This is a genomic window from Corynebacterium sp. MSK297, assembly GCF_030232885.1.
Taxonomy (GTDB): Bacteria; Actinomycetota; Actinomycetes; order Mycobacteriales; family Mycobacteriaceae; genus Corynebacterium.
Genome location: NZ_JASPGD010000010.1, coordinates 1 through 22963 on the forward strand (window position 1 = coordinate 1; position 22963 = coordinate 22963).

Here is a 22963-nt window from a genome sequence, read left to right on the forward strand (position 1 = left end):
CATATCTTTCTGACCTGGTCGGTCGTTATGGTCTCCTATGTTAAGTCATCCGGTCCGAAAAACCCCGCCCACACCAGAACCAGACGGCTCCATGGCGTTTACGTTCAAGGACGGCACCACCTTCCAGGCCTGACCCGGTCGCATTGATCCAGCCTGCTGCCTACGACGCGAAGTACCGTTGAGGGCATGGCTGTTGCCCTCCTGCCTTGACGGCGCCAATTCTCCCAGGTAATCCGCGACACACTACATCGTGCTCGAAACGGGCGGGTTCAGGCAATCCCAAGCTAGAACGAAGTCGCTATACGTTTAGAGCGATAACGATACTGTACTGCGTTATCGATAATGATGCCGCTTCTAAGCACTATGAAATCATAACAGGTAGGTAATAAATGTTTTCAGGCACATGAACTTGTCGTTCGGTATGGCGAGTGAAACTATCTCTTATAGAGAATAAGTAATGCCCCATCAGCACACTCGAGCAATCATATCTACCATAACGACCGTATCGGTATTTTTAACAGCACTGCATCTTCCTTACGCTTCGGCGCAATTACGAACCGTTGAGTCACGGGAGAAGACCAGAGTAAACGAACTGTCTAATAATCGGTGCAAGGACCATCAACAGCCTGGAAAATCTCGGCGGGAATACTTTCCTCAGCCGAGATGGAAGCACTGTCGAATATATGGTTAAGGAAACCGGAATCGACGCACAGGTCACAGCCGAGCTAACTTCGACAGGCACATTGATTGTGTGTGAACGGCATCTCGGAAGGCGAGAAGATTTCTGAGGTCTATGACGTCGATAACTTTGCTGTCACCGGAGAGTCCTCCGACAATTTCACTGCTGCACTAACTGGACGAACGACAGGGCAATCTGTTTTAGTCAACAGCGAGACAGCGACGACGCAAGCGATTCCCGCAGTAATCGTGCTAGGGATTTTAACTCGAATTGGGCTTCGTGCGGCGATCAACCAATTCGGTAAGGCTCAGGTCGAAAAGGCGGCAAAATCTTATCTTTTGCGACAAAACGCCAACAAATGGGGACACATCATGGCCCCAAAACATTGCTGGAGCGAGGTCGGGGCTAAATCTAAGGAACAGATTGCGGATTTGCTAGGGCGTGCCATGGCTGAAGGGCACCACAGTGATCGTGGTTCACAGGCACGGAAGGCTGAATGCTCTTATCAGGGACGAACGATCACCGCAACCTATAATAAAAATGGCGGTCAAATCAGCGACAGTTGGGTTAACAAGATTAGAGGAAAGTGCTGATGAATAGTTCTGATTTCGAGAGCGCAATAGACGCGCTCGAACGGGGGGATTTCGATGCAGCCATCCGCACTTTTAACAGGTTCTCGGCTGCGGAATGGGGAGGCGAACTATACGAATGGAAACAGGAAAATGCGTTACGCGTAAGTGAGTTCATCCAACAAATCGTGCGTGTCCTTCCATTAAACACTGAAGTTGATAAAGTGCAAGCACTAGCGGAGAACTACGTTCTTGCCTTAGTCGACCTACCCCATTCAATTGACCTAGCAGCAGAAGCTTTAGTTACATTTTGGAATCGGAATCCAAGTGGAGATCATGAAAAGCTAAAGGAATATCTTGAATTGTTGTCTCAGCATCCTGACGCTGAACACGTTGTAGAGCTTTCAGCTCAGGCTATAGGAATCCACTCCTAGTTTGCAGGTATCCATGTGAGCCAACGATCTTTACTACTTGGAGTTTGCTTAGCCTTAATTATATTATCAACTATAGTTACTGCGGTTGTGCTGAAATTACCAGTTGAGTCCGACGGGGTGGCACGTCCCACGGTGGTTTTTGTCGACGACGGTGTGACGGTGTCAACGAAGCCAAAGTTGATCGTTCTGAATGATGCCGGCAAGTCCGGGGAGCATATTAATGATCTTTATGTTAGCTTTTACGGCGCCAAGAGCACACCTTCTCGAGATATCGTAATTGACGTGGTCGCGGAGAATGGCATCGCCCAACCCGCCGAGATCGCCCGAGCAGTCCATGTTGCAATCGATGAAGAGGCGGATATTGTAAATATAAGTCTTTCGATAGAAAAGTCGACTGACGAGCTCGAGGAGGCTATTGCTGCCGCCTCCCGGAAGGGTATCGTGGTGGTTGCAGCTACGCAGAGTGGGCTTGAAAAGGTGGATTCTTATCCAGTCGCATTCGATAGCGTTATCGGCGTTTATCCGCGTCCTTCAGTAAAAGACGAATATTGGTTTGGCAATCCTGTCGGGGCTGACTTTGGTATGGTAGTTCCTCCAGAAGGTGGTTCGTCACTTGCTGCGGTCTTAGCAACTGCCAAGATTGTGGAGTGCGTAGGAGATCCTAAGCAGGGTAAAATGTCTGTGCTTTCGTTGCTTTATAAATGCTCCGATGGCCCGGAGATTGTCAAGTTATCTTGACGCCTTTAAACATGTCTTCTCTTGTTTATTCTTCAGGTCTCTTCGTGTTCGCTGGCGAACCAAGTGCCGGTACGCATGATCCCGGCTTGAGTTTCATCGGCGATAAACACCACGTCCTTGGTGCGGCACCAGTCGACGATGCGCGGCAAGAATCCTTCGGCAGGCACGATGAAACCACCCTCGCCTTGGATTGGTTCGATGACCACGCACGCCAGGTTGTCGGCGCCGACTTTTTCTAGTTCTGCGATTGTGCGCTCGGCGGCCTTGTCGCCGGCTAAGCCATCCCGCAGCGGATACGACATTGGTGCGCGGTAGATATCACCCGTGAACGGGCGAAACCCGGCCTTGTATGGGTTTTCCTTCGCGATGATGGCCATGGGCAAGTTGGTGTGATCGCTGGTTATATTGTGAAGTAACGCTTATTGCCCCGCTAGTGACCTTTGCTCCCTGCAGCTTGTTAAAGCAGAACCCGAAAACCGGCACCACCTGCGAGGAATACGACGTGCTACCTAGAGGGCATTGTGGCTACGATCGGCGGAACCGCCTGGACGTGGAGAAGCACCGGGCGGCAAAACCGTAGCATCCACCAGGTTCGATCGTGGGCGATTCTTCATTTTCTAATGCACTATCTTGCGCCGTTTTTTGAGGCGCGAAGAGTGAAATTATATTTGTCAAGGCTTTGGATAACAATCCTTGGTACACAAAAACCTATGGCGAACTACCCCGGTAGGGACAAACGTCACTATTGAACTATTAGAAGGTCCGGAAACTGTGAGTAACTAAAACTACGGGTAAACCACGCTACTGATTGAGTTCTAGTCCTCAAGCGGTTCCCCAAGCCGGGGAGTTGAACAACGCTGGGGACTTCGCTGTGTGGAACGTGGAAGAAATCGGTCTAGGGATGATCCACCTGGTGAGTGCCGGTAACGGTCTGAACCTCTAGTCTGGCGGATGCATCCTCGTCTGGTTTACCACCCTGTGGAGCCTGGGGTTTCGCGAGCGAACCAACGCCTGTCTGCGCCGCCGGGGACAAGCCAAGCAGGTGTCGATCATCCACCTTGTTGCGGCGGGGATAGTCGATGAGAACGTTTGTGACTCCCCGGCGAAAAATCTGACACCCAGCAGAGTTGATCAATGCTGTGTCGGCACAGATCCACGAGAAAGGAAAGAACTCAAGCTCCCAATGATTCACCGCTATGCTATGCCAACAAGCCGCGAAAGTATCTGACTCCGAATTTTCTAGAGTGAAGAGGGAATAAGTATTGCATCTTCCCCCGCACGGTTTTAGTCTGATCTTACACGACCCTTCCTAAGTTTAAGATAGGATGTCAATGTTTTCCAGTCGAACAACAAATTCATTAATCGCTGCTGCGGTCGTAGCGCTAGCGACAGCAAACGCACTCACAGCAATCGCGTCACCAAGCACCACTCAGATAAGCACAGACGCCTACGCTCGAGCCATTGAAAGAACAATGGAACTTCGTCAAGAAGAAAACGTGCCAGACAAAGTGAATACCCCGCGCCACATTGTCGATCAAGTCGTTGCTGCAGAACTAAAACGTCCAGTCACACGAGACTCCGGAGATCAGTATGGTGTCAATCCGGGGAAAAATGAACTCACAGTATGTGTAACCAACCCTTATGACTGTGCACGAGCAAAATCGGCGATTCAGGACGCTGAACGAATCTCCAGCGAACGCTTCCCCGGCCCAAGTGGTGACAACATCCAAGACGCAGATCGTCACTGCATATGGCAAGCACTAACCACAATCCGAGCCAACGTGGATTTCGCACGGAAGATTGGTGACGCACATGAGGATGACCACCCGGGAACACCTGAATCTAGAGAAATGGACCAAGCCAACAACCAAACTGGCCGAGACATCGGTCTACGCCACGAAGAAGACGAAGAAGGCGCAATCGACGAATGCCACGCGAAGGCTGAAGACGGACAGCTAATGGTGATCGCATAAAGGAAAGAGTATGAACGTGCAGATAAAAAGAAGTATCCAAGCCTTTTTAAGCTTTCTCTTTGGGGCCGTCACTCTCTACTTTGGGGGACTATTCACACTCACTGTCCTCGACACATCAACTGCGGCCGGGTTGATAGCTCCCATCATCCTTGGCCCTATCATGGTCATGGTAATCCTCTGGAAAACAGCAACCACCCGAACCCGCACAGCGAGAACTACCGGATACATCATCGCCGCAGCTTTTACCACAGGATTCTTACTCGCAGCTATACTTTGGCTGTTCTTGGTGGGAGCTGCAGTAAGGCCCATCGCCAATATGGGTTAACCACCATCCGTGGTGACGGCGGTTTTGGATCGACCGGAAGCAAGTAAATCGCTATCCGCTATGCTCATATGGCTGGGAACTTGGCTAGATGAGATGGGCATGGGACTAGCGGATGGTGTTCTCTCGACCGGGCAAACTTTAGTAGCAAACCAATCCCGCCGCGCCACCGCCAAATCCTGCCACGCTAAATCTAGACTGGTGCAGACGATTCACCGCATGATCAGCATAGAAATGACGAGGGCACCGTGGCGAAGAATTCTGAGCGCGCAGAGCTGCATAAAACTATTTGGCGCATCGCAAATGATTTGCGGGGCAGTGTCGACGGCTGGGATTTCAAGTCTTATGTTCTCGGGATGCTTTTCTACCGCTTCATCTCGGAAAATTTGCGTGATCACATTAACCGCGAGGAACGCGCCGCGGGTGATGAGAGCTTTGACTATGCCCAGCTGTCGGACGAGGAAGCGGAGTTCGGCCGCGAGATAACCGTCAAAGAGCGCGGCTTTTTCATCCTTCCTTCGCAGCTGTTCCATAATGTGCGCGACCGGGCGCAGAACGACGAGAACCTCAACGAAACCCTGGAGAAGGTGTTCAAGGGGATTGAGGGTTCTGCGATCGGCACCGACAGTGAGGAAGACATCAAGGGTCTGTTCGACGACGTCGACGTCAATAGCGCCAAGCTTGGCGGCACGGTGGCTAAGCGGAATGAGAAATTAGCAAAGTTGCTCTATGCTATCGGTGATTTGCCGCTCAACCAGGGCTTTACCGAGAACACCATCGATCTTTTCGGTGACGCCTATGAATATCTCATGCAGATGTATGCTTCCCAGGCAGGTAAATCGGGCGGCGAGTACTACACCCCGCAGGAGGTCTCGGAGATGCTGGCCCGCATCACTGTGCAAGGCAAGCAACGTGTGAGCCGGGTGTATGACCCAGCAGTCGGCTCTGGCTCATTGCTGTTGAAGTTCCGCAAGGTGTTGGGCGAAGGCGGTGTGACCGATGGTTACTATGGTCAAGAAATTAACTTGACGACGTTCAACCTTGCCCGCATCAACATGTTTTTGCATGGCGTTAGCTATGACAAATTCCACCTCGCGCTCGGCGATACCTTGGTGGAACCGCAGCACTGGAGCGACGAGCCTTTCGAAGCGATTGTTTCCAACCCGCCTTATTCCATTAAATGGGAAGGCGATAATAATCCGGTTCTGATTAATGATCCGCGTTATTCTCCGGCCGGTGTACTGGCGCCGAAGTCGAAGGCTGATCTCGCCTTCACCATGCATATTCTTAGCTGGCTTGCAGAAAACGGTACGGCAGCCATCGTCGAATTCCCCGGCGTGCTGTACCGCGGGGGAGCGGAACAGAAGATCCGGAAGTACCTTGTAGACAACAACTACGTTGATACTGTGATTCAGTTGCCGCCGGATTTATTCTTCGGGACGACGATTGGCACATGCATCATTGTGCTGAAGAAATCGAAGACCACGAACGATGTTCTTTTCATTGATGCCTCTAAGCAGTTTGAGCGCGTCGGCAACAAGAATAAGCTCACCGAGCGAAGCCAAAGTACGATTCTGGAAACGATCGCCAACCGTGAAGAATCTGAGCACTATGCCTACCGCGTAGACAACGATAAGCTCGCAGAAAACGACTACAACCTTTCGGTTTCGTCCTACGTTGAGCCTGAAGATACTCGCGAGATCATTGATATCAAAGAGCTCAATGCAGAGATTGAAAGTATTGTTATGCGCCAATCGCAGCTTCGCGACGCCATCGACGAGATCGTTAAGGACTTGGAGGCTGACCAGTGAGCCGAGTAGATGAACTGATTAAAAAGCTCTGCCCGGATGGTGTGGTTTTTGAAGAAATCGGTGCCGTCGTTGAGATTAAAAACGGCAAAGACTGGAAAACTGAGCGCCCCGGAAAGATTCCCGTTTTTGGAAGCGGTGGCCAAATGGACGTTTATGTTCAAGAAGCTTCCTGTGTAGGACCAAGTGTTTTACTCCCGCGTAAGGGTTCATTGGCAGTGCAGTTTGTTGACGCCCCATTCTGGAATGTAGATACGGTCTTTTATACAAAATGTAATCCTGAACAACTCGATATCAAGTATTTCTATTATGTAATGGAACGAGTTGACCTCTCCAGAATTTCGACAAGTTCAACGAGACCAAGTATTACTCAAACAGCGCTAAAGAAGCTTGTTATCCCAGTTCCACCTCTAGAAATTCAGCTGGAAATCGCTAGAATATTAGATAAGTTTACTCAGCTGGAGGCGGAGCTGGAGGCGGAGCTGGAGGCTCGGCGGAAGCAGTCTGCATACTTTCGTGATCAATTTTTCGATCATGATTCTCCGTTTTATAAAGCCTCTGTTCTTGGCAAAGTTGGTGAGTTCCGTCGCGGGAGCTCTTTTCAAAAGAAACATATCGTGAAAGCTGGTATACCCTGCATACATTACGGCGAAATTTACACCCACTACGGTATCAGTGCGAAGGAAACAAAATCATACCTTGCATCCGAATTCGCCGAGAATAAACGGCTAATGGAGCCAGGAGAAGTATTCATTGCGACAACCTCAGAAAATGATGAGGATCTTGGAAAAGCTGTCGCATGGATTGGCGCGGAACCGGTAGTTCCCAGCAATGATGGTTTCGTATATAGCCCTGTCCGTGAACAATTAGATCCACAGTATGTTTCATATTTTCTAAGCTCTGGGAACTTCCAAAATCAGAAGCGCAAGCATGTAACAGGGGCTAAAGTGCGACGGCTGTCGAAACGTGCACTAGAATCCATCGAAATTCCGCTCCCACCGCTTGAAGAACAGCGACGAATCGTTGCGATCCTCGACAAATTTGACGCCTTGGTCAATGACATCAGTACCGGTTTGCCGGCAGAAATTGCAGCACGCCGGAAACAATACGAGTATTACCGGGATAAACTACTGAGCTTTGAGCCGGTCTAACCCACATGGCCGCGAAGCAGATCGATGAGCCAAGGAATACCGCTCGAAGGGTTGTCTCCGACAACCCCGTTTCCCGCGTAATGCTTGCTGTTCTTGGCTCGGGCATGGGCTTGCTCGAAATTCTCAAAGGGAAAGCTTCGGTGCAATTCCTTATCGTTTTTTGGAGAGACCAAATTGTGCTCACGCATCTTTTGGCGCAAAACCCGTGCCGTAATAGCTGCGTTTTGATCTTGCGCGTGGAGCAATAGCCACAGCTCAAATTGAGGATTGGTGACCACCGCAGCCGTATTCTTGTACTTGGAAACTTCGCGAAGTACTTCGGGAAGCGTTGGGTGGTCGTCGTGATCTAATACCAAGCAAACAAAATCGAAGTCACCACTATCCATCCTATTGCGACATTCATCCCACACTCTGCGGGGCTCCCCACCGGCAGCTACCACCTTGAGGCTGGGGGAAGTAGACCTTGGCAGCCTTGAATGTATTTGCTTGAAATACTCCTCTTCTGATTTCCCCGGGCTTCCCTCAACAACTACTAAAATTGTCTTCCGCTGTTGACGCGGTTTCCTCTTGTAGTTTCGTCGTGGCATAGATTTATACCAGTGCTCCAGTGCCCTCGTGGGCGCCGTCCAACGCGATTTTCGATATCAACTCGGGAATCACCCTTGGGGTGGCTCCGTACCTATCCTCCAGGAATTGCTTTGCTATATTCGTGCCTCCCCGGATATCAGGGAAATCTCTCAAGCTGTACAGCTCGCTTGCACCATCTACCTCTTTCTCAGTAAACCAGATTTGCCCAGGCTGAAGATTAAGTTCTGCTTGCGGCATGAGCAGGGAAATATCATGCGTTGAGAAAATGAGCTGTGCATGGTGGGGATTCAGCTCCGGTGTTTGGAAAACCCTGACAATTTCCGCGGCGAGCTTTGGATGCAGGCTTGAACTCAATTCATCAACGCACAACACAGTTCCGTTCCGTAGTACCTCCACCATCGGAATCGCTAATGCTAGCCACGCAAGCGTTCCGGAGGACTGGTCATTGATTCCGAACTTTGGCTGTGGGGCGTCGGAATGAATAGTTTTATGGGTAAACTGCAGTGACCTTTGAATAAGCTCGTGCGTTTCTTTCTCACTATGTTCGCGCTTGGGAATCTCTGCGGATGCAGCATGCTCGGGAGCGTCGTTCTCAAATACATCCATGATAGTGCGCAGGCGTTTCGCAATGTCATTCGGCAGCTTTTGGATATCCACGTCAATTTTTTGGATGCCGAAATCACTTACTTGCGCAAGAGCGCTGAAATCATCGAGATGGATATTTCCTTTATCCAATTCTTCGGTGATTCGGTGCAAGCGCAAGTTACGTTCCTCATCATCGACGCCTATGATGAGTAAACCATCCCTAATCTTTTGTGCAATAACCCCGAGTTGTCCGCGGCCAGTCATGCCAGCACGGGATAAGGCTAACTCTCGGTGCGTGACTTCGAACTTGCCACCCAAACCTGCAGCAAGCTTTAACTTCACACCGTCTTCTGATTGTTCTCGGGAAAGAAGAGTAGTTGCGCGTGAGGATCGGTATACTTGAAGAATTTCATGCCTAAAACCCCGTGGCGTCACATCGAACTCGTAATGGAACCGTGTTTCGCCGGGGGTAGGGTTCGCTTGGCTATAGTCTGCATCGAGGGTGAAGTCGATGGAATATGCGCTCGGTTGTTCACGAGCCTCGCCCAGTAGGAATGGTGCGTGGGGAACACTTGCGCGATTCAGCCATTCGCCAGAAGATGCACTGAGCGCAGACCACAGATATTTCAAGGCGTCGATGACAGTCGTTTTACCTGAAGCGTTCGCACCGTAGATGGCAATTACTGGAAAAACGTTTTCGGCCCAGCTATCACCAGAGTCCGGAATATTCGAGGTGAAATGCGGGCGCGTCAGTTCCAGATGGAATTCGTCGCGAAAACTCCGGTGGTTTTCAACGACGAGATTCAGCAGCTTCATGCTCCCCACTGTATCCCAAGACCGGATATTCGTAAAAAAATTCCGATAAAGACATTTCAAGAACTATTCGGTTTGATTCTTCTGTGCCTGCTAGCATCAAAGCAACAGCGCGAGACCGTACACAGCAGCTGCATGAAGTAGGCCACGGCATCGGCAAATTCGATGCTTTGGTCAATGACATCAGCACTGGCTTGCCCGCAGAAATTGCTGCAGGCCGGAAACAATACGAGTATTGCCGGGGTAAACTACTGAGCTTCGAGCCCGCAGCTACAACTCAACAGTGATGGCCAAACTTTGTGAATTAGAACTGGATGTTTTCGGATTTCAGAAATTCAAGGTTCGTGTAACAACTGACACCGAAAGCAGCTGCAGCATCAGGAATCTTCACACGATTAATTTTTTGCGGGCTCGCAGTCTCATTCGTTAACAGTGTGAGCCTGCGTGCTGCTGCACTCGCAACCAACCAAGAATCCGCGTGATTAAGAAAATCCCGCACAGCTTTCGTCTGGTAAGCAGGATTCCGTTCGAATCGGGCCCATTGAGTAACCTCAGCGTACAAACCTAACTCGGCAGAATCCTTTGTTAGCAGACGATCTTTGGGCACGGTGGCCTCCAACCAACGAATCTTATCGTCGTCTTTTTTCTTTAACTCTTCATAGACCTGTTCGTGAACACAAAATTCACCGGAAGAAAGTCTGGCCTCAAAAACCTTCCAGTACGAGGGAAACACCGAGCGCGGGTAATAGTTAAATGCATTAAGCAAGATGTTTGTGTCTACTAAATACATTTAAGCGACTCCCTGGACACGTCCCACAAGAGCGTCGAGCGTCGCTGTCTTTGCAATACCCAGTTGGCGGGAAGCCTCCACACCATCGATATCACCATCGAGCAAAGCCCCAGTTACTGATTCAACAAACCGCGCACCGAGGCGACTATTTATCGCGCGATAATAATCTCCTCCACCGCTTGGCGCCGTGTTCACGGGGCGATCAGGGCGTGACCTAAGGAAAGCAGAAGCCTCACTGCGGGAAACTAACTGTGCATCAACCAAGCTCCAGGTTGTTACTTCAGCCGAAACACCAAACCTCTTAGATGCCCTATCGCACGCATCCTCGAGGCTCATTGATTGCGCCCAAATCTCCGCGAGCGCTGCTCGTGGCAATAATAATTCCGCAGCAAACTGATTACACCAGCGCTCAATTTTCTGATGCTCGTTTCGCTCACCACTAACCCCGGGCTTTCCCAGAAGCACATGCCCAAGCTCATGCGCCAAGCTGAAAAACTGACCGGCCTTTGCATCAGTGCCGTTCACGAAAACCAACGCAAACCCGCGGTCCAGCAACGTGAAACCACGAAATTCTGCGACATCCAATTTCCGACTCGTGTTGTTATCAACAATCGCCGTGCGCATCACCAACAAGCCGAGATCTTCCATCGCGTGGCTCAAAGCCGTACGAACATCGCGCCCGTGTTGCGGGCCCGCATTCCACTTCGTGTTTTCCAAAAAGTATTCAACGGCAGCAGCAGGAGTATCTGCTAAGGAAAATCGGTGTACTAATTCCGGAGGGGCTTCCCCAAGAAAAAACTGATAATCCGTATACCAGCGCAGGCGTCCCTCGCAGTTAATGATCGTCTGCTCAAGCTCTGGGCTAATTTGTCTAAGCTGCCGACTGCCGGTCGTGCGGAAATCGGGCAGGGCAGGAGTATCGTCGACAGGCTGGTCAAGCAACAGATAACCGAATGGCACCCCAGCAAGGCCTGCTAATTTTTCGGCTTGCTTCAAAGTTGGTTGTTTCTCGCCACTCAGCCACTGCGGCAACGCGCGGAAATCCTGCTTAGCTTCAAGCTCGTCCTGCGACATCCGGATACGCGCAAGAGCCCACCGCAAGACAGGTTGTGCAATAGCTACGCGTAGAGTCATCACGGCCTCCTTGTGCTCACGCCGTTGTGCGTCGATGAGATAACAACAGGCTACAACACCTGCGAAACATATGGCTCGAGCAGCAATAAAGCCTGCTAGCATCAAAGCAACACACGGCGTCGGCAAGCAATAATCGGAAGGCTCAGATGATCGACAACCCCGCACGCAATTACGATCCGGTTGCGGTATCGGAAGAATCGACCGTCGTCGCAGAATACATCGCGGAACCAGCCGAAGAAACCGCCTACCAATCCGAGGCAGAACTCGAACGTGAATTCATTAGCATTTTGCGCTCCCAAGCCTACGAGCAACTGCCGATCCACACCGAAGACCAGCTGCTGGCCAACCTGCGCACCCAGCTCGAGCGCCTCAACAACGTGCAGTTCAGCGATGCAGAATGGACCCAGTTTTTCGATAACCACGTCGCCGGTGCCAATGACGGCATCAAAGAAAAGACCATTCGTATCCAAGAAGACCACATCCAACCCTTGGTGCGTGACGACGGCAGTACCAAAAATATCCGCCTGTTGGACAAGAAAAACATCCACAACAACCACCTGCAGGTGATCAACCAATACGAGGTCGGCAAAACCGAAGGCGGTGCCGCCTACTCCAACCGCTACGACGTCACCATCCTGGTCAACGGCCTGCCCCTCGTACACGTCGAGCTGAAACGCCGCGGTGTGGATATCCGCGAAGCCTTCAACCAGATCGACCGCTACCAGCGCCACAGCTTCTGGGCCGAACGCGGGCTGTTCCAATACGTACAACTATTCGTCATCAGCAACGGCACGCTGACGAAGTATTATTCCAACACCACCCGCGCGCAGCACGTAGAAAACTCCACCCGGGGCGGGAAAACCAAAACCTCGAACAGCTACGAATTCACCTCCTGGTGGGCCGATGCCAACAACAAACCAATCGAAGAACTCCCAGCCTTCGCCCGCACGTTCTTCGCCAAACGCACCCTGCTGAACATCCTGACGAAGTTCTGCGTGCTCACCTCCGACCATCTGTTGCTGGTCATGCGCCCTTACCAAATCGTGGCTACAGAGCGCATCCTGCAAAAGATCACCATTGCCACCAACTACAAAAAGCTCGGCACCATCGACGCCGGCGGCTACGTGTGGCACACCACCGGATCCGGCAAAACCTTAACCTCGTTCAAGACGGCACAGCTGGCATCGCGGATGGACAGCGTCAACAAGGTCCTGTTCGTCGTAGACCGCAAAGACCTCGACTACCAAACCATGCGCGAATACGACCGCTTTGAAAAAGGCGCAGCCAACTCCAACACCTCGACGAAGGTGCTGAAACAACAACTTGAAGACCCTAACGCGCGCATCATCATTACGACGATCCAGAAGCTCTCGACGTTGTTGAAACGCGAGAAAAACCACGATGTGACCAATCAACACGTCGTGATCATTTTCGACGAATGCCACCGCTCCCAATTTGGGGATATGCACACGCTCATCACTCGTTCGTTCAAACGCTACAACCTCTTCGGATTTACCGGCACGCCTATCTTCGCCGTGAATAGCGTCGGCGGCGGAAACCCTAATCTGCGCACCACCGAACAAGCCTTTGGCGAAAAGCTCCACACTTACACCATCGTGGATGCCATCAGCGATAAAAACGTGCTGCCGTTTCGCGTGGACTACATCAACACGATGCGTGCTAGCCATGCCAGCGAATCTAATGCCGCCAACGGCTCTGGCGACACAGGCTCTGGTGCCAAGGGCTCTGGCGAGGTGGAAGTCAGCGCGATTGATAGGGAAGCAGCTCTGCTGGCCCCACAGCGCATTACCGGGGTGGTCTCTTATATTCGGAGGCATTATGACCAGAAAACACTGCGTGCCACCAGCTACGAACACTCCGTCGTCACCAACGTTGCGCAGGCCTCCCGCGGACGCAAAGCCGAAGAAACCGTGAACGCCGCGCGCCGGGTAAAAGGCTTCAACGCGCTGTTTGCAGTCTCCTCGATCACCGCCGCGAAACTCTACTACCAAGAATTCGCACGCCAGCAAGAAGGACTACCCAGGGACAAACGGTTGCGCTTAGGCATGATCTATTCCTACGGCGTCAACGAAGCCACCGCCGACGGCAGCCTGGATGAAGAAGGCTTCGATGCTGAGCGCTTGAGCGGCGATTCACGGGAATTCCTCGACGCGGTCATCGCCGATTACAACAACATGTTCGGAACCAGCTACGACACCTCGGCAGATAGCTTCCAAAACTATTACAAAGACTTGTCCATGCGGCTGAAGAACAAAGAGCTCGACCTGGTGATCGTCGTGAACATGTTCCTCACCGGCTTCGACGCCACCACGATGAACACGCTATTCGTCGACAAGAATCTTCGGGCCCACGGGTTGATCCAGGCGTATTCACGCACCAACCGCATTTTGAATTCTGCCAAAGCCTACGGCAACATCGTGTGCTTCCGTGACCTGGAAGAAGAAACGAACAAGGCGCTGGAGTTATTCGGCAACAAAGACGCGCGCAGCATCGTCACGCTGAAACCATTTGTGGAGTATTACGACGAGTACGCCGAGAAAGTCACCGAACTGCTGGATACCTACCCGCTGGGCGAGCGGATTGTCGGCGAGCATGCACAAAAGGAATTCATTGCCCTGTTCGGCGCTATCTTGCGGCTGCAGAACATTCTGACGGCGTTCGATGATTTTGCCGGTAAAGAAATCTTGAGTGAACGGCAAGCCCAGGACTACCGCAGCCGCTACCTGGACTTATACAACGATTTCCGCAGAACTGAGCAAGTAGAAAAAGAAAATATCAACGATGATGTTGTCTTTGAGATAGAACTGGTCAAACAAGTTGGCATCACCGTCGATTATATTTTGCTGCTGGTAGAAAAATACCGGGAGGCACACGGAGACCGCGAAGGCAGCGACGATGCCGAAATTCGCGCACAAATTACCCGTGCGGTAGATTCCAGCCCGCAGCTGCGGAACAAGAAAGACTTGGTAGAAGAATTCGTCGATTCCGTTACCGTGACAACCGCCGTTGATGAGGCCTGGCCAGCATACGTGCGACGCAAAATGGCGCAAGAACTGAACCGCATTATCGAAGGCGAAAAATTAAAAGCAGATGCTACCTGGGATGTGGTACCCGCTGCTTTCGGCAGCGGAGCGACCTACCTGGGCGGGGCGAAAATCGCGAAACTGCTGCCTCCGATGTCGCGGTTTAGCCGCGGCGGCGAGGACCGGAAAGAAAAACAATCGCGGGTTGAACAGAAACTGCACGAGTTATTGGTGCGGTTTGATCCGCTGTTTGTGGAGGATGGGTCTGCTGAGCTCATGCAGATTCGTGGGGCGTAGCGCGCCTGCCAGCGAGTATGCGGGGCAGAGCCTCCGCAGCGGTGGCTGTGACAACCACGCTGGCTAGCTGTGATAAATCCGTCGGTTGCGGGCTGACCTCCACGATCGGAATACCACGCCTATACGCCGTCACAGGCAGCCCGGCGGCAGGGTAGACCACCCCAGAAGTGCCCACGATGAGCAGCGCGTCCGCCGTGGACATTCGACGTTCCGCCTCTACCCACTCATTTTGTGGCAACGGCTCGCCAAACCAGACCACGCCTGGCCGAATGAGCCCACCGCACTCCCTGCATTCTGGTGGCGTAATCTTGTCCACTGGTCTGGTAGGCAGGGCAATCTGCTCACGATAAGGCGTTGCGCAATCCGTGCAGCGGAATTCAAACAAAGAACCATGCAAGTGGGCAACATCTTCACTGCCTGCGCGTTCATGCAGATTATCAATGTTTTGCGTTGTCACGGTCACTTCTCGTGCTGCTGCCAGGGCGTGGTGTCCGGCGTTGGGCTCGGCGCGTTGTGCCAAGTGTGCGCGCCACAAATACCAGGCAAACATGGTTTCTGGATCGTGATGCCACGCGTCAATCGAGGCCATCGCCTGCGGGTCCACGTTCTCCCACAAGCCAGTCTGCGCGTCCCGGTAAGTGGCGATCCCACTATCCGCACTCATACCCGCGCCAGTGAACACTTCCACCTGGTTGGCGTCGGCAAGAATCTCGTGGGCGTCGATAAGAGATTGCTTCATGCCGCAAGCCTACGGTGTGGTGCGGGTTAGCCACCGTAATCAGGCTCAAGAGTGCATGTAACTCACTACCTAGCTCGCGGCAGATTTGCCCTGCTTGCTCTGCGAGTTACTTTTCGTGCCACCACTCTGCACGCGTTGTTTCCGGTTGGATAGCCACAGCCAGATCACCAGGATGAGCAGAAAACTCAGCACTGCAAATGCCACGAATGCCAAAGAGATCACCACGGTATTGCGCGGCTCGTCGAAAAAGATCATGACCACGACCGAGGCTGCGAAGATTGCAGCGAAGAAGGTGATCAGCCAATTCTTTTTCGTGTGCTCTTTGAAGGACATATTTTTAATTTTAAGGGGGGTGCGTTGTGGAGACAATTTTTACCGTGCCACAACAATTACACGGCGTATTCAACTGGCCGTTTATGGACTTACATCTTTTGAAGGAACCTATTAGTGACCCTGCTGGTTATGAATTATTTTTTGAATATTTTATGAGGTATTTATAGGACTGTACACAGGTTTTCTGTGGGCAGTCTTATAGATGGGATTTGGGTCATCATGTCTGAAGTTCAGCGCGCGTCCTTGGCAGAGGACGCACAAGATCGGTCGAAGCCGGTCCTCGCATTCAATAGTGCATGGGTGCAAGGTGTTGCACTCACCATGCTTTTCGGCTTTTTCGTCATGGGCTTTTTGGCATATCGAACTTACGATGCCTCCATGCCGCAGCCAGAAAAGATTGTTTCGCAGGAGTCCGGTGAGACCATCCTGACTTCTGAAGAGATCACCCATGGCCAGGAATTATTCCAGGCCCGCGGCCTGCAACAATATGGCTCTGTGATGGGGCACGGTGCATACCTGGGCCCTGATTTCACCGCGGAGTACCTGCGCATGGCCACTGAGCATGCCAAAGAGCAGAACTCAGCGAACGGTATCCCAGGCTTCATCTCGCCGGAGGCAACGGAAGATGAAGCCATCGTCGAGGAATTCCGCACCAACCGGTTCGACGAACAAACTGGTGTGCTGGAGTGGACCCCGAATCAAATCTCGGCATTCGAAGAAGCACAAAAACACTACCTGGACTATTTCGGTACTAACTCCGGTGTTCACGGTCTGCCGAAGGAGTTCATCAACAACGAAGATGAAATTCACGACCTCACCGGCTTTTTCGCTTGGACCGCGTGGGCTTCTGCTGCAGAACGCCCAGGCCATGATTATTCCTTCACAAACAACTGGCCAGCAGAGCCACGTGTGAACAACACTCCGACGGCGGACTTAGTTGTGTGGTCGGTGCTCTCGCTAATTGCACTGATCGGTGGTATCGGTCTGATCTTCGCCATCTACGGCCGCTGGTCGCGCCAGATTGGCTGGCACGCTGAAGAGACCCCAAACCTCGATTTCAAACAGCCCGGAGAAGTAAAACTCTCTAAATCGCAAAAAGTGGTTGCCTGGTTCGTTCTGGTCACCATGCTGCTGTTCCTCATCCAAGCGCTGCTGGGGGCCGCAGTACAGCATTACCGCGTGGAAATCGAAGGCTTCTTCGGAATCCCGCTGCAAGAAATCTTGCCGTACAACGTCGCGCGTACATGGCACCTGCAATTATCCCTGCTGTGGACTGCCGGTGGTTTGCTGGCAGCCGGAATCTTCCTGGCACCATTCATTGCCCGCCGCGAACCTAAAAAGCAAGGCTGGCTGACATGGGCTCTGCTGGGCGCCATCGCCTTCGTCGTCTTCGGTTCCATGGCCTTTGAATGGCTCTCGTCCTTCGGCATCGTGCCAGAAGGCAGCATTTGGTCGCAGCAGTGGGAGTTTTTGGATCTGCCACGCTTCTTCCAGATCCTGCTGACCATCGGCATGTTCCTATGGATCTTCATGATCTTCCGAACCCTGCACGGTCGCTTGAAAACCGAGCACAAGTCGAATATGCCGTGGTTGTTCTTCTTCTCCGGCCTGACCATCCCAGGTTTCTACGCCGTCGGCATGCTTGCAGGCTCGTCGACGCACCTGACTGTTGCAGAGTTCTGGCGTTTCTGGGTTGTCCACCTTTGGGTGGAAGACTTCCTGGAACTCTTTACGACGATCATGGTTGCCTATGTCTTCGTGTTGTTGGGTGTTATTCGCGAAAAGATCGCCCTGGGCATCATCTACTTGGACATCATTTTGTATTCCATTGGTGGCGTGATCGGCACCATGCACCATCTGTATTTCTCCGGTACTCCGGTCGAGCACATGGCGCTGGGTTCGTTCTTCTCTGCCGCCGAGGTGGTCCCGTTGACGCTGTTGACCGTCGAAGCCTGGACGTTCATGCAGCTTGGATCTAAACAGCGTGCGTCCGGCAAGCGACCGTTCCCACACCGTTGGGCTGTGATGTTCCTGGTTGCCGTTGGTTTTTGGAACTTCTTGGGTGCCGGCATCTTTGGATTCTTGGTCAACTTGCCAATCGTGTCGTACTTCCAGATCGGTACCGCCCTGACGGCCAACCACGCGCACGGCGCGATGATGGGTGTTTATGGATTCCTTGCCGTCGGCCTAGGCGTGTTCGCGCTCCGTTACCTGACACCTCCGAAGTACTGGTCGGATAAGTCGATGCAGTGGAGCTTCTGGCTGCTCAACATTGGCCTGCTGTGGATGGTCTTTATTTCGCTGCTGCCGTTAGGCACCTTGCAGCTCTACCACTCGGTTGCCGAAGGTTATGTTGAAGCTCGTTCGCTGGGGTACATCACCCAGCCGGATAACGCCCTGATCGAATGGCTGCGCCTGCCTGGCGACGTGATCTTCATGGCCGGTATTCCTGGCTTGATCTGGGGAGCATTCAAGGCCGTGCGTCATAGCGGTGAGATCCCAACGATGGAAGATGAGCAAGAATTCCCGGTCACGCCACTGTTTAGCAAGGTGGAATCTGAAGAAAACCTGGAGCCCGTCGGTACTGGAGCACAGGGCCAAGGCTCTCCGGTTGGATTGGTCTCCGGTGGCCATGGCCGCGTCGACAACCGTACGGGCGCAGAAGTCTCGGATACACTGGATAAGCACAAGGCCAACAGCTCCACCAAGTGGGGCGGTAGCTACAGCTCCGACAAGCGTGACGACGACGGCAAGTAAGCAAGCGAGATAGCAATGGAATTACCTGCGGTATTTACCATCCTCAGTTCCATCTATGGTCTGTTCCTGCTCGCCGTGGCGTGGGGCTTTGACCGGATGGCTCGGTCGGCATCCAATCGCACCAATGGCGATAAGACAGGTGGATTCCGCTATATGGAATCCCACGATGCTTGGCAGTGCCCGGAAGACCAATGGCTGTGGCCTTCCAGCTTTGACCCAGAAAACCGCGTCATGCGTTACCGGGGTAACCCGACCGTGTGCAACACCTGCCCGGTCAAGCAATCCTGCACGATCAGTGCGAAAGGCCGCGAGGTTACCCGTCGGCTTGACCCGTGGCCACATTCGGAGACCGGACGTTTCCACCGTGGGGTTTCTTTGGCGGTGGCGTTGATGGGCTTTATTTTGCCGCTCATGTCATTGCTTGTGCATTCGTCGACCGCAGATTTGATGTTGACCGGTGGAGTGCTGGTCGTGCTGGTCGGTGGCACTATTCCTTTGGCGCGTCACCTGTGGTACACCCCGTCGAACTTCCCCGAAGAGCTGCCATCGATGGATAATATCGAGGCCGAGGTTAATGCGGCCGTAGCTGATAAATACGGCGTGAAGTATCGTTCGACGAAAGAAGCCATCGCTGGCGTGCGTGACGACGAAGTCTCGCGCCTTGCGAAGAAATACGGCTCCGAGCGCATTCGCGCAACCGGCGAAAACCACGACGAAGTAATTGCTGCAAAGTACAAGCACCACTATCGGTCGGATGGCCAATCGCTGCGTCGGTCGCGCAGCAAACCAGTGGAAAACTCCTAAAACACACAAGCCTCATTAGGCATAAAGATAAGGCACAGGCGAACTTTTCATGAGCGCACTAGTATTTTGGCCGATCATGGCATTGCTGGCATTGGGAGTGCTGGTGGTGATCATCAGCTATTCGTTTAAGGTCATCAAACAATACGAAAGGGGAGTGGCCTTTCGGTTCGGGCACTTGCGCCCGTTGATGGAACCGGGCGGGCATTGGATCATCCCGGTGATTGACAAGATGGAACGCGTCGACCAGCGCGTGGTTACGTTGACCATTCCGCCGCAGGAGATCATTACGAAAGACAACGTCTCGGTGCGCGTGAATGCCGTCGTCATGTTTGAGGTGACTGATTCGATCAAAGCTGTGTTGCAGGTAGAAAACTATGCGGTCGCGACCTCGCAGATCGCGCAGACGACGCTGCGTTCGCTGCTGGGACGTGTCAGTTTGGATGACTTGTTGGCGCACCGCGATGAGCTCAACGAGGATCTTCGACGCATCATCAATGGTCAAACGCACCGTTGGGGTGTAGAAACTCGGATTGTCGAAATCAAGGACGTGGAAATTCCGGAACTCATGCAGCGCGCCCTCGCGCGTGAGGCGGAGGCCGAGCGTGAGCGCCGTGCGAAAGTCATTTCGGCACACGGTGAACTGCAATCGTCGAAAGAGCTGCGTGAAGCGGCTGAGGAATTACAAAAGGCGCCAGCCGCTCTGCAGTTGCGCTACTTGCAGACCATCTTGGAGCTGGGAGCTGACCAGAACTCCACCGTGGTGTTCCCATTGCCCATCGATATTCTGGGTGGGTTCATGGACAACATGGGCAAATTCCAGCAGGGATTTAGTGATTTAAACCAAAACCTCAGCTCATTGGTGGGAAATAAGACTGATGAGCCGCCAATGAGTGACAACGACGACTCGCCTGCGAACAACAACTCCGATAGTGGCAAGCAGGCTGGTGAATTCACCTCGTTGGATCTGCGGCCAGAGAATGCCGAATACAAGCTTGACGACGGGTATGGCAAGGACGTCGACGGCGATAAAGGCGACGATAAAACCGCCGACAAAGAGTAATCGCGCGCCGCGTTATTCGCAGGCTACGCCGTCGTTATCACCATCAAGCTGTGAGCGATAGCCCGGATCGCCTGCGTGCAGGGGAGCGGCACCGGCTGCACGAGCAGCCGCGCAGTTGTGGAAATACGTCTCGCCGCTAGGTGCTGCCGGTGGAGCGGCAGGAGCGTCAGCGGGAGCAGGCGCCTCGATGTGTGCCGGTGCCACCGGTTGTTCGTTCATCTCGGGATTCGGCCCCTGAGCCTCCGGAGCTGGTGGCTGTTCCGCTGGTGGTTGCTGAGCGCGCGGGAATCGGTCGTCATAGCGTTCCGGGAGCACCGTGCCATTGCCACGCCCAGCATGTGCTTTAGTGTCAGCGGGGTTTTCCGCTGCGTCTTCAGCACGTGTTTCTTCCATCGACGATGCCGACACGGTTACAGTTTCCGTGAATGTTTCCGTAGATGTTTCGGTAACCATCGCTTGGCCCGTTGAAGAATCCACATCCGTGCACGACGCTAAGAAAATGCACGTGCTAGAAAGCGTCGCTAAGAGTGTTTTGTGCAGGGAATTCACATGTGGTCATATTTCCTGATGGCTACCTCTAAAGCAACTCTTACCTTGTTAAAAAAAATTGTGATGCATATAATGGTGTTTATGACTATTGCAAAGACCTCTCGTCGCCGTACGCTCCGTTCCGCAGCCTTGGGCATCACCGCCGCATCCGCACTGGTGCTGGCCAGCTGCTCTTCTGATGAAGCCGCAGACACCGCGGCATCGTTAACCTCTGAGGCTGCCGAAGCCGCAGAATCCGCCACTGAGGCGGCTGGCGAGGCCGCAGAGTCCGCCACCGAAAAGGCCAAAGAAGCCGGGGACAAAGCGATGCAGGCCATTGATACTGAAATGCGCGTGACCCCGGACCCAGACGCTGGTGTGGAAGCTGACAGCGAACTGAAGATTGAACTGTCTGGTTTGAACCCAGAGCAAGGCTACTACGTTGCCATTTGTGCTGACGAAGACGACGACGCCGAGGGTCGTCCACCACTATGCACCGGTGAGCATGGCGACGAAGCCACCCAGGCTTGGGTCAAGACTGAGGGTGGCACCGTGGACATGAACGAAGATGGCACCGCTGTAGTCACCCTGCGCGCCACCCCAACTGGCGAAGGCGTCGACTGCACCACCCAGGAATGCAACGTGCAGTTGTTCGGTGACCACAACGAAGGCTTCAAGCGTGTAGAAGAAACCGATATCAAGTTCGTTTAGGGCTTAATATTTCCGGTGAGCGTTATATTTATTTATAAAGGCTTGCCATGTTCTGTTAAGCTTATGCTATTCTAAGTAGGCTACCCTGAAAGGCGGGAAGCTGAAAGGACTATAATGCTTAGCAGGAAAAACACCCGCGCACTGGCTACAGCCAGTGCGCTTGCTCTATTCGTGAGCGCTTGTAGTGGAGATAATTCCGCTGATACCTCAGCAGGCAATGAATCGTCCTCGTCGGATAGCGGTGAAGCCGTTGCTTTCGAACATCCCACAATTGAGGGACTCAGTCTAGAATTCGAGCAGACCCCCGAAAAATTGGTGATGGATTGCTATGCGTATAGCGCTTTGGACCATCTAAACATTACCCCAGACGCAATTTTCGGTTATGACTGCGATGATCCGTGGGTCATGGGCGATACCGATATCAGCAATATCGAGCAGATTGGCAAAGACGGCGAGATTGATATGGAAAAGCTTGCCGAGCTTCGCCCTGATGCTGTAATAGGGCATGGTGATGCCGACGGTTGGAGCTGGTTCGATGATGATGTCAACAAGCAATTGGTGAGTGTCGCTACGTTTATCCCGCTCCCTGATGGCGACAGCATTGAAGAAAATATTGAAGGCACAGAAAAATTAGGTGAATTTCTCGGTGCCGACCTGAGCGATCAAAAACTGGTTCAGGCACGCGAAGATTATGAATCGGCTAAAGACGATTTCAGCGCTGCTGTCGAGGGCAAAGATCTTGATTTCATGCTGGCTAGCCCAACAAAAGAAATGCTCTACACCGCTGTAGGGTTCAATCATGCAAACCTGCTCGAAGAGCTTGGTGCTAACATCGTCGGAGCTGAGTCGCCGACAGAAGGCAATCCATGGGGCAAGGTTGCATGGGAGGAAGCTAACACCTACCCGGCTGATGTCATATTGGTCGAGGGGCTGGATGATGAACAGCCGTTTTCTGCTGAGCTGTGGGAGAGTTTGCCAGCTGTTGAACAGGGGCAGATTAGCGGATGGGCTTCCAAGGGCGCGATGACGTATTCCGCGTTTGCACAGTGGTTGCAGGGGTTGGCTGAAAAAGTCAAAGACTTTGACAAGCTGAGCTAGGGCTCATT

Annotated in this window: 20 protein-coding genes and 3 pseudogenes; 15 read left to right on the forward strand and 8 right to left on the reverse strand. The window is 52.6% G+C overall.

Annotation, left to right across the window (positions count from 1 at the left end; genetic code table 11):
* The first annotated feature begins 753 nt into the window (after positions 1-753).
* From QP888_RS09155 to QP888_RS09165, 3 genes are all read left to right on the forward strand, one after another.
* Positions 754-1272: an SAR2788 family putative toxin gene (locus tag QP888_RS09155; protein WP_284813251.1), complete on the forward strand. Its 519-nt coding sequence runs from the start codon at positions 754-756 to the stop codon at positions 1270-1272.
* Positions 1272-1682: a hypothetical protein gene (locus QP888_RS09160; RefSeq protein WP_284813252.1), complete on the forward strand. Its 411-nt coding sequence runs from the start codon at positions 1272-1274 to the stop codon at positions 1680-1682. Before QP888_RS09155 ends, QP888_RS09160 begins: the two co-directional genes overlap by 1 nt.
* Positions 1683-1769: 87 nt before the next feature.
* Entirely contained in the window at positions 1770-2420 is a 651-nt protein-coding gene (locus tag QP888_RS09165; protein ID WP_284813253.1) for a S8/S53 family peptidase, read from the forward strand.
* A gap of 41 nt (positions 2421-2461) precedes the next feature.
* Here the strand turns inward: QP888_RS09165 and QP888_RS09170 are convergent.
* Positions 2462-2812: pseudogene (locus tag QP888_RS09170) on the reverse strand (aminotransferase class III-fold pyridoxal phosphate-dependent enzyme); the annotation flags it as partial.
* Between the two features lie 416 nt (positions 2813-3228).
* Here QP888_RS09170 and QP888_RS09175 point away from each other — a divergent pair.
* The 5 genes from QP888_RS09175 (at position 3229) to QP888_RS09195 (ending at position 7674) form a co-directional block, all read left to right on the forward strand.
* A complete protein-coding gene (locus QP888_RS09175) occupies positions 3229-3363 on the forward strand; it encodes a hypothetical protein (protein ID WP_284813254.1) in 135 nt (44 codons plus the stop codon).
* Between the two features lie 529 nt (positions 3364-3892).
* Entirely contained in the window at positions 3893-4393 is a 501-nt protein-coding gene (locus QP888_RS09180; RefSeq protein WP_284813255.1) for a DUF6973 domain-containing protein, read from the forward strand.
* Between the two features lie 10 nt (positions 4394-4403).
* Positions 4404-4718 (forward strand): hypothetical protein, encoded by a 315-nt coding sequence (locus tag QP888_RS09185; protein ID WP_284813256.1) that lies wholly within the window; start codon positions 4404-4406, stop codon positions 4716-4718.
* Between the two features lie 245 nt (positions 4719-4963).
* Positions 4964-6526, forward strand: a complete 1563-nt coding sequence (locus QP888_RS09190; protein WP_284813257.1) for a type I restriction-modification system subunit M — start codon at positions 4964-4966, stop codon at positions 6524-6526.
* Positions 6523-7674 (forward strand): restriction endonuclease subunit S, encoded by a 1152-nt coding sequence (locus QP888_RS09195; RefSeq protein WP_284813258.1) that lies wholly within the window; start codon positions 6523-6525, stop codon positions 7672-7674. Before QP888_RS09190 ends, QP888_RS09195 begins: the two co-directional genes overlap by 4 nt.
* Here the strand turns inward: QP888_RS09195 and QP888_RS09200 are convergent.
* Together QP888_RS09200 and QP888_RS09205 are read right to left on the reverse strand one after the other, a co-directional pair.
* Entirely contained in the window at positions 7671-8261 is a 591-nt protein-coding gene (locus tag QP888_RS09200; protein WP_284813259.1) for an RloB family protein, read from the reverse strand. The genes QP888_RS09195 and QP888_RS09200 overlap by 4 nt on opposite strands.
* 4 nt (positions 8262-8265) lie before the next feature.
* A complete protein-coding gene (locus QP888_RS09205; protein ID WP_284813260.1) occupies positions 8266-9663 on the reverse strand; it encodes an AAA family ATPase in 1398 nt (465 codons plus the stop codon).
* 83 nt (positions 9664-9746) lie between these two features.
* On the opposite strand from QP888_RS09205, the gene QP888_RS09210 reads away from it, so the two are divergent.
* Positions 9747-9947, forward strand: a complete 201-nt coding sequence (locus QP888_RS09210) for a hypothetical protein (RefSeq protein WP_284813261.1) — start codon at positions 9747-9749, stop codon at positions 9945-9947.
* Between the two features lie 17 nt (positions 9948-9964).
* On the opposite strand, the gene QP888_RS09215 is transcribed toward QP888_RS09210, so the two are convergent.
* Entirely contained in the window at positions 9965-10450 is a 486-nt protein-coding gene (locus tag QP888_RS09215) for a DUF4411 family protein (RefSeq protein ID WP_272722571.1), read from the reverse strand.
* Positions 10451-11584, reverse strand: a complete 1134-nt coding sequence (locus tag QP888_RS09220; RefSeq protein WP_284813262.1) for an ImmA/IrrE family metallo-endopeptidase — start codon at positions 11582-11584, stop codon at positions 10451-10453.
* Positions 11585-11730: 146 nt separating this feature from the next.
* Between QP888_RS09220 and QP888_RS09225 the strand changes: the two genes are divergently transcribed.
* Positions 11731-14925 (forward strand): type I restriction endonuclease subunit R, encoded by a 3195-nt coding sequence (locus tag QP888_RS09225; protein WP_284813263.1) that lies wholly within the window; start codon positions 11731-11733, stop codon positions 14923-14925.
* Here QP888_RS09225 and QP888_RS09230 read toward each other — a convergent pair.
* Positions 14903-15664 (reverse strand): NAD-dependent deacylase, encoded by a 762-nt coding sequence (locus QP888_RS09230; RefSeq protein WP_284813264.1) that lies wholly within the window; start codon positions 15662-15664, stop codon positions 14903-14905. The two genes, QP888_RS09225 and QP888_RS09230, sit on opposite strands and share 23 nt — an antisense overlap.
* A 69-nt stretch (positions 15665-15733) precedes the next feature.
* The gene (locus QP888_RS09235) at positions 15734-15997 is read right to left on the reverse strand and encodes a hypothetical protein (protein ID WP_284813265.1); all 264 of its coding nucleotides are present in this window, start codon (positions 15995-15997) and stop codon (positions 15734-15736) included.
* Between the two features lie 219 nt (positions 15998-16216).
* Between QP888_RS09235 and QP888_RS09240 the strand changes: the two genes are divergently transcribed.
* The 3 genes and pseudogenes from QP888_RS09240 to QP888_RS09250 all read left to right on the forward strand — a co-directional run.
* Positions 16217-18754, forward strand: a complete 2538-nt coding sequence (locus QP888_RS09240) for a nitric-oxide reductase large subunit (protein ID WP_284813267.1) — start codon at positions 16217-16219, stop codon at positions 18752-18754.
* A 15-nt stretch (positions 18755-18769) separates the two neighbouring features.
* Positions 18770-19375, forward strand: a pseudogene (locus tag QP888_RS09245) (hypothetical protein); the annotation flags it as partial.
* Between the two features lie 259 nt (positions 19376-19634).
* Positions 19635-20363: pseudogene (locus tag QP888_RS09250) on the forward strand (SPFH domain-containing protein); the annotation flags it as partial.
* Between the two features lie 267 nt (positions 20364-20630).
* Here the strand turns inward: QP888_RS09250 and QP888_RS09255 are convergent.
* Positions 20631-21095, reverse strand: coding sequence for an excalibur calcium-binding domain-containing protein (locus tag QP888_RS09255; RefSeq protein WP_284813269.1), 465 nt, complete (start codon positions 21093-21095; stop codon positions 20631-20633).
* 153 nt (positions 21096-21248) lie between these two features.
* Here QP888_RS09255 and QP888_RS09260 point away from each other — a divergent pair, with 153 nt between their 5' ends.
* Both QP888_RS09260 and QP888_RS09265 read left to right on the forward strand, forming a co-directional pair.
* Complete coding sequence (locus tag QP888_RS09260; RefSeq protein WP_284813270.1) at positions 21249-21857, forward strand: neocarzinostatin apoprotein domain-containing protein; 609 nt, start codon at positions 21249-21251, stop codon at positions 21855-21857.
* 114 nt (positions 21858-21971) lie between these two features.
* Entirely contained in the window at positions 21972-22955 is a 984-nt protein-coding gene (locus tag QP888_RS09265; RefSeq protein WP_284813271.1) for an ABC transporter substrate-binding protein, read from the forward strand.
* Positions 22956-22963: the final 8 nt, after the last annotated feature.

Excerpts from the sequence above, each read along its gene's own strand:
- QP888_RS09260 (WP_284813270.1), top strand. The coding sequence starts at position 21,249 with ATGACTATTGCAAAGACCTCTCGTCGCCGTACGCTCCGTTCCGCAGCC.
- QP888_RS09215 (WP_272722571.1), bottom strand. The coding sequence starts at position 10,450 with ATGTATTTAGTAGACACAAACATCTTGCTTAATGCATTTAACTATTAC.
- QP888_RS09160 (WP_284813252.1), top strand. The coding sequence starts at position 1,272 with ATGAATAGTTCTGATTTCGAGAGCGCAATAGACGCGCTCGAACGGGGG.
- QP888_RS09235 (WP_284813265.1), bottom strand. The coding sequence starts at position 15,997 with ATGTCCTTCAAAGAGCACACGAAAAAGAATTGGCTGATCACCTTCTTC.
- QP888_RS09240 (WP_284813267.1), top strand. The coding sequence starts at position 16,217 with ATGTCTGAAGTTCAGCGCGCGTCCTTGGCAGAGGACGCACAAGATCGG.
- QP888_RS09205 (WP_284813260.1), bottom strand. The coding sequence starts at position 9,663 with ATGAAGCTGCTGAATCTCGTCGTTGAAAACCACCGGAGTTTTCGCGAC.
- QP888_RS09200 (WP_284813259.1), bottom strand. The coding sequence starts at position 8,261 with ATGCCACGACGAAACTACAAGAGGAAACCGCGTCAACAGCGGAAGACA.
- QP888_RS09220 (WP_284813262.1), bottom strand. The coding sequence starts at position 11,584 with ATGACTCTACGCGTAGCTATTGCACAACCTGTCTTGCGGTGGGCTCTT.
- QP888_RS09185 (WP_284813256.1), top strand. The coding sequence starts at position 4,404 with ATGAACGTGCAGATAAAAAGAAGTATCCAAGCCTTTTTAAGCTTTCTC.
- QP888_RS09180 (WP_284813255.1), top strand. The coding sequence starts at position 3,893 with ATGGAACTTCGTCAAGAAGAAAACGTGCCAGACAAAGTGAATACCCCG.
- QP888_RS09225 (WP_284813263.1), top strand. The coding sequence starts at position 11,731 with ATGATCGACAACCCCGCACGCAATTACGATCCGGTTGCGGTATCGGAA.
- QP888_RS09230 (WP_284813264.1), bottom strand. The coding sequence starts at position 15,664 with ATGAAGCAATCTCTTATCGACGCCCACGAGATTCTTGCCGACGCCAAC.
- QP888_RS09265 (WP_284813271.1), top strand. The coding sequence starts at position 21,972 with ATGCTTAGCAGGAAAAACACCCGCGCACTGGCTACAGCCAGTGCGCTT.